7 protein-coding genes are annotated in these 5,549 nt (G+C 74.2%); 4 read left to right on the top strand and 3 right to left on the bottom strand.

The genetic code is table 11. The annotated features are described in order from the left end of the window. From ABD54_RS25145 to ABD54_RS25130, 4 genes are all read left to right on the top strand, one after another. The coding region (locus tag ABD54_RS25145; RefSeq protein WP_047872029.1) for a hypothetical protein at positions 1 to 1,445 on the top strand (1,445 nt) is incomplete at its 5' end. A gap of 68 nt (positions 1,446 to 1,513) precedes the next feature. Beyond that, positions 1,514 to 2,356 carry a glutamate ABC transporter substrate-binding protein gene (locus ABD54_RS25140; RefSeq protein WP_047872028.1) on the top strand — a complete coding sequence of 281 codons (843 nt, stop codon included), beginning with the start codon at positions 1,514 to 1,516 and terminating at the stop codon, positions 2,354 to 2,356. A 205-nt stretch (positions 2,357 to 2,561) separates the two neighbouring features. After that, positions 2,562 to 2,891 carry a DUF6221 family protein gene (locus ABD54_RS25135; RefSeq protein ID WP_047872027.1) on the top strand — a complete coding sequence of 110 codons (330 nt, stop codon included), beginning with the start codon at positions 2,562 to 2,564 and terminating at the stop codon, positions 2,889 to 2,891. 68 nt (positions 2,892 to 2,959) lie between these two features. Beyond that, positions 2,960 to 3,220: a DUF6504 family protein gene (locus ABD54_RS25130; protein ID WP_047872026.1), complete on the top strand. Its 261-nt coding sequence runs from the start codon at positions 2,960 to 2,962 to the stop codon at positions 3,218 to 3,220. A gap of 69 nt (positions 3,221 to 3,289) precedes the next feature. Here the strand turns inward: ABD54_RS25130 and ABD54_RS25125 are convergent, their stop codons facing one another. The 3 genes from ABD54_RS25125 to ABD54_RS25115 all read right to left on the bottom strand — a co-directional run bounded on the left by ABD54_RS25125 (position 3,290) and on the right by ABD54_RS25115 (position 5,510). Then, positions 3,290 to 4,207 (bottom strand): M48 family metallopeptidase, encoded by a 918-nt coding sequence (locus tag ABD54_RS25125; protein ID WP_047872025.1) that lies wholly within the window; start codon positions 4,205 to 4,207, stop codon positions 3,290 to 3,292. Positions 4,208 to 4,443: 236 nt separating this feature from the next. Then, complete coding sequence (locus ABD54_RS25120; protein ID WP_047872024.1) at positions 4,444 to 5,154, bottom strand: DivIVA domain-containing protein; 711 nt, start codon at positions 5,152 to 5,154, stop codon at positions 4,444 to 4,446. Positions 5,155 to 5,183: 29 nt separating this feature from the next. Beyond that, a complete protein-coding gene (locus tag ABD54_RS25115; protein WP_047872023.1) occupies positions 5,184 to 5,510 on the bottom strand; it encodes a hypothetical protein in 327 nt (108 codons plus the stop codon). Between the last annotated feature and the right edge of the window lie 39 nt (positions 5,511 to 5,549).

The raw sequence follows: 5,549 nt of genomic DNA, 5'->3' as shown, positions 1-5,549 counted from the left end.
GGTCCGGCGCCCGTGAGCGGGCCTCCGGGCTCCGCCGCTGGGCCGCGACCACCCCGGCCCGGGTGTGGCTGCTGTCCTCGGTGTGCGTGCTGGCCGTCCTCGGTCTGTTCGGCTCGGCGGCCGCCACCCTCGGCCAGGCCCGCGACGGCCTGCGCGTGCTCGGGGACGACGCCGGCCCCCGGGCCCTGGCGACCACCGACCTGTACCTGGCGCTCGCGGACATGGACGCCCGCGTGGCCGACGTGCTGCTCATGGGAACCGACCACGACCTGGGCTCGGGCCGCGAGGACGCCCTGGAGGGGTACGAGGCCAGCCGGGCCCGGGCCAACGAGGCCCTGCTCCAGGCGGCTTCGCTGACCGAGGGCGACAGCGTGGAGGAGCGCAACGTCGAGGCGGTCCTGGACGGGATGGGCGCCTACGAACAGCTCGCCGGTGAGGCGCGGCTGCTCAACGACGAGGCGCAGGCCCCGCCCGGCCGGGTGGACGGGGCGGCCCTGGAGGCCTACCGCGAGGCCACGAGGCTGATGCACGCCGAGCTGCTGCCCAAGGCGTTCAACCTGGGGCTGGACTCGTCGGCGATCGTGCGCGCCAACCACGAGGAGGGGCAGTCCTCCGTGGCGCTCGGCATGTTCTGGGTGGGCGCGGTCGGCACGGTCACCGCCGCCGCGCTGGTCGGCCTCCAGCTGTACCTGCGCGTGCGTTTCCGGCGCCGGTTCAACGCGCCCCTGCTGGCGGCCACGGCGCTCTCCGTCCTGCTCACCGGCGGGGTGGTCCTCGTCCTCACCGTCAGCGGCGGGCACCAGCGCGACGCCAAGGAGGCGGGACTGGACGCGGCCATGGCGCTGTCGCGGGCCGGGGCCATCTCCACCGACATGCAGGCCGACCAGAGCCGCTACCTGCTCGACCGGGACATGGCCGAGAACTACGAGCTGGTGTACCTGGAGCGGGCGCAGCAGGTGCTGTACCGCCCGGCCAGCAACCTGGAGGCCTACTACGGGCAGATCGGGGGCGTGGCCGCCGCCTACCCGGATCTGCCGGGGGCGGACGGCTCCGACCCCGAGGACCCGGGCACGCTCGGCTACCTGGGCCAGCGGGCCCAGGACACCCTGCTGCCCGGCCAGGAGGACGCGCTCGCCGAGGTGCTGGAGTCCTACAACGCCCTCCAGGCCGAGGACCGGGCCCTGCGCGCGGCCGCCGAGGAGGGCGACCTGTCGGAGGCCGTCGACGTCCGCATGGGCGTCGCGCACTCCGAGGACGGCTCCTTCCAGGTCTACGAGGCCGCTCTGGCCGAGCTGACCGACCTGCACGAGAAGGCGTTCGACGCGGGCATCGAACGCGCTGACGCGGCGCTCACCCCCTGGACGTGGCTGCTGCCCGCCGCGACGGCCCTGCTGCTGGTCCTGCTCGTCCTCGGCGTCCGCCCCCGACTGGCCGAGTACCGCTGAGCCGGGCCTCCCGCGCCGGGGCCCACCCCCACCGGATCCGCACCCCCCGAGAGACGAGGAACAGGCCGATGAGGTTTCGACACCGGCGCACCGCCGCCGCGGCCGCCCTGGCCGCCGCGGCGGTGATCGCGCTGCCCGCCTGCTCGGCGGTGCTGGGCGAGGAGGAGTCGCTCCTGGACGCCGACAAACTGACCGTCGGAGTCAAGACCGACCAGCCCGGCCTGGGGCTGGAGGAGGGCGGCGGCATCACGGGCTTCGACGTGGACGTGGCGTTCTACATCGCCGCCAAGCTCGGCTTCGCCGCCGAGGACGTGGAGGTGACCGGGGTCACCTCCGCCGACCGCGAGGAGCAGTTGATCAGCGGCGAGGTGGACATGGTCGTGGCCACCTACTCCATCACCCCCGCCCGCAAGACCCAGGTCACCTTCGGCGGCCCCTACTACGTCGCCAAGCAGGACGTGCTGGTGCGCGCCGAGGACACCGGCATCCGGGGGGTGCGCGACCTGGAGGGCCGCAGCGTATGCCAGGGGGCGGGCTCCTACTCCGCCGTCCGCATCAGCGAGGGTCTGGGCATCGGCATCGAGCAGAGGGAGGCGCCCAGCTACAGCGCCTGCATCGACGCCCTGCGAGAGGGGGAGGTGGACGCCGTCTCCACCGACAACCTGATCCTGGCCGGGTTCCTGGCCGAGGAGCCCGACGCCTTCCGGTTCGTCAACAACCCCTTCACGGACGAGAAGTACGGTGTCGGCCTGCCCCACGGCGACGTCCGCGCCTGCGAGGCCGTCAACAAGGCCATCAGCGAGATGTACCAGGACGGCACCGCCGCGGAGTACCTGGAGACCTGGTTCGGTGAGACCGGCCTCCAAGTCGTGACGAGCGTGCCCCAGTTCGAGGGCTGCGACCCCACGTGAGCCGCGGGGAGGCGGTGCGGAGGCGTCGCGTGTGCCCGCAGACGTGTGCGGGGACGCGGGGGGCGAACGGCCGGGGCGGGGGCCCGTGGCCGGAACCGGACGGAAGCGCCCCGCTCCGCGCCGGGCCGTCGCCGGAGCGGCCCGGCGCGGGTACGGGTCCGACACCGGGCCCCGCGGCAGTGGCGGACAGGATGGGAGTCGTCCCTTGACCATCGTCGAGTTCCTCAACGCGCGCCTGGACGAGGACGAGCGCGCGTCGGAGGCCCTGCCCGCGGGAACCCGCGGCCGTGACCGGGCGCTGGCGGAGGTCGCGGCCAAGCGCAAGATCGTCCGCGGGTACGTCGAGGCCCACCGGGCGGGCATGCGCGGCCTCGAACCCCTCGTGGCCGCCGGAGCCGCGGGCCCCCTCCCCGAAGCCCGGCACGGCGACGGCGGCGACCCCTGGTCGGAGCTGCTGGCCTGGCGGCTGGCGGTCAAGTACCTCGCCGGCGTGTACCGGACCCACCCGGAGTACGACCGGTCCTGGGAGGGTTGACCCGCCGGTCCCCGGCACGGGCCGCCGCCGCTTGACTTGTTCGAACTGATGTTCGATAAACTGGCCGGGTGAGTCCTCTGAACGAGCAGATCGACGTCCGTTCCACCGAGGGCGGGACCCCCGCCCGGTTCACCTGGCGCGGCCGCGCCTACCGGGTGCGCAGGGTCATCGGTGACTGGCCCGCCCGCCCGGGCACGCCCGGCGTCCCGGCCACGCAGATCCACCTGCTCCGCGTCTCGGCCGAATCCGACACGGGGGAGCCGAGCATCGTCGACATCTCCCGCGACCTCTCCTCCGACCGCTGGACCATGCGCCGCCACTGGAAGTGATCCGGAGCCCGCCCGGCGCCGTCGAGCGGGCCCCGCCGGGCGGGCGGGATCAGTGCCCGAAGGGGTGGTCTAGAGGAAGATCCGGCCGCGCCGGGTGCGGTCGCGCAGGGCGGCCATGCGGCGGGTGTTGCCCGGCCGTCGGGTCAGCAGGTGGTAGAGCAGCAGCGAGCAGCCCCGGTCGGTGCGCGCGCGGTCCGCCATCTCACCCATGTTGACCCGGGTGTACAGGTTGCCGCCCCCGGCGAGGACCCGCACCGAGTGGGCGCCTTCGGGTACGTGCGCGTAGGCGTGGTTGTCGGCCGTGTACTCCATGGCCCGCGACAGCGCGGCGCCCAGCCCCGGGACCAGTTCACCGCCCAGTGCCGCCGCCCGCCGCCAGAAACCGGTGTGCCCGGCAGCCACGTGCCCCAACTGGTGCGCCACCAGGAAGGCCAGCGCCTCGGGGTCGCGGACCCGGCCGCACTGGTCGAACAGGTCGTCCGACAGCACCAGGTACCGGCGCAGTCCGTGCCCGGCGGCGTCGGTACCCCAGCGGCGCTGCCCCACCCGCACGTAGGCCTCCGGCGTCCGGGGCAGCCCCGTCTCGGCGGCCAGCGCCACGACCATCCGGTGGGCCTCGGGGAACTGGGTGGGCGAGATCTTCACCGACTCCGCCCTGCGCCGGGCGTACATCAGCCCCCGCGCCTGCCAGTGCGCGGCGGGCACCACCGCCAGGGCGGCGGCAGCCCACAGCCACGAACCCGACAGCGACCACACCACGTGGGCCAGTCCCGCCGCCGCCAGCAGGGTGGCGCCCACGCACGCGGCCAGGAGCGGGACCTCCCACGGGTGGGCGGATGCCGGGACGACCTCCTCGTCGTCGCCGAGCACCCGCAGCCCTTCCCTGGAACGGGTTCTCGGACCGGCGTCGGCGGCGGAGCGGCAGCCGGGCGCGCCGTGCACCGCACATGCGGTGGCGCGCCCCTCCGGCGGCATCGCGTGGGACATCCTGCCTCCCCTCGGGGCGCGGTCTGCGGGACAGCGGGAGGACGACTACTTCCTGTGTCCGAATATTACTTTCCGCTGTCCTGAAGATGGGGAGTGTGCGCTACGGCGTGTCCGCGGCCAGTGGCCTACTCACCCGGCCCGACGGGCGCGCACGCGTCCGGGGCCGTCGCCCCGGCCCGTTCCGCACGCGGCCCGCGGTCCGCCGTCCCACCCGGGGCCCTCACCCGGAGTCACCGTCAGTGCGGCTGCTCGTACCGGCGCAGCTCCTCGGCGAGCACGTCCAGGAAGTGGTCCACCTGCGCCGGGTCGTACCCGGGCCGCGCGCGCGTGGTGCTGAACTGGATCCGCTCCACCTCGGCGGCGGTGAGCGTGGCCCGGTCCGGCCGCCCCTGCTGGAGGACGTCCAGCGTGAACTCGGCCCGGTCCAGGAAGTCGTCGACCTCCTGCTCGTTGTAGCCCGTGGTCAGCCGGGTGGTGGCGAACTGCTTCTCCCGGACGTCTTTCGGGGTCATCCCGGAACGCCGCGGCGGCCGGAACGGGGCCTCCTGCCCCCGCGGCGCGTCCGGGACGTGCTGCTCGTCCGGGCCGGGCCGCTGGTGCCGGGGCCGCGCGGAGGCGCCCGACGCACCGGGGCGGGGTGGCGGCGACTGGTCCCGTGCGCGGCCGAGGCCGCGCCCGGCCAGGTCGGCGACCACGACGTCGAGGAAGTCGTCGACCTCGTCCTCCCGGTAGCCCGGGCTGAACCTCGTGGTGCGGAACCGCGAGTTGCGCACCTCGTCGGCCGTGATGAGCGCGCCCGTGCTCGGGCCGCCCTCAAGGGCGACGAGTGTCGCCTCGATCCGGTCGAGGAGCGCGTCGACGTCCTCCTCGTTGTACCCCGGGCGCAGACGCACCGTGTGGAACTTCTTTTCGCGGATGTCCGCCGGTGTCAGAGGCATGGTCCCCATTGTGCAGTTGACGAGGTTCGCAGGGCTGTTTATCCCCGGGTCGTGTGTGATTCGGCCTCGGCCAGCAGCTCCACGAGGCGGGACAGGAGGTCCTTCACCTGGGAACGGTCGTACCCGCGCAGGACCAGGTCCACCGGGGCTTCGGCCAGTTCCGCGGAGGTGATGGGGTCGGGCGCCGGCGCGGAGGGCCGGTCGAGGGCCCGCCCGTCCTCGTCGGTGAGGACGGGGCCGCCGGTGAGGGCGGTCAGCGTGGAGGAGGCGCGGCGGACCAGGTCGTCCACCTGGCGGCGGTCGAAGCCGCGCAGGACGACGTCGAAGCCGGGGAAGGGGACGGGGCGCGGTGCGGGGGATGTCATGGACGCATTATGCCCACGGGAGAGCGGCCTCCGCTACAG

This window comes from Nocardiopsis sp. RV163 (assembly GCF_001029525.1).
Classification (GTDB): Bacteria; Actinomycetota; Actinomycetes; order Streptosporangiales; family Streptosporangiaceae; genus Nocardiopsis; species Nocardiopsis dassonvillei.
Note: the sequence above shows the minus strand (reverse complement) of the source record. Positions and strands in the feature narration are given on the sequence as shown.

What these genes read in the sequence shown, in the direction of transcription:
- ABD54_RS25125 (WP_047872025.1), bottom strand. Translation starts at nt 4,207, where the DNA reads ATGTCCCACGCGATGCCGCCGGAGGGGCGCGCCACCGCATGTGCGGTG.
- ABD54_RS25115 (WP_047872023.1), bottom strand. Translation starts at nt 5,510, where the DNA reads ATGACATCCCCCGCACCGCGCCCCGTCCCCTTCCCCGGCTTCGACGTC.
- ABD54_RS25140 (WP_047872028.1), top strand. Translation starts at nt 1,514, where the DNA reads ATGAGGTTTCGACACCGGCGCACCGCCGCCGCGGCCGCCCTGGCCGCC.
- ABD54_RS25120 (WP_047872024.1), bottom strand. Translation starts at nt 5,154, where the DNA reads ATGGGGACCATGCCTCTGACACCGGCGGACATCCGCGAAAAGAAGTTC.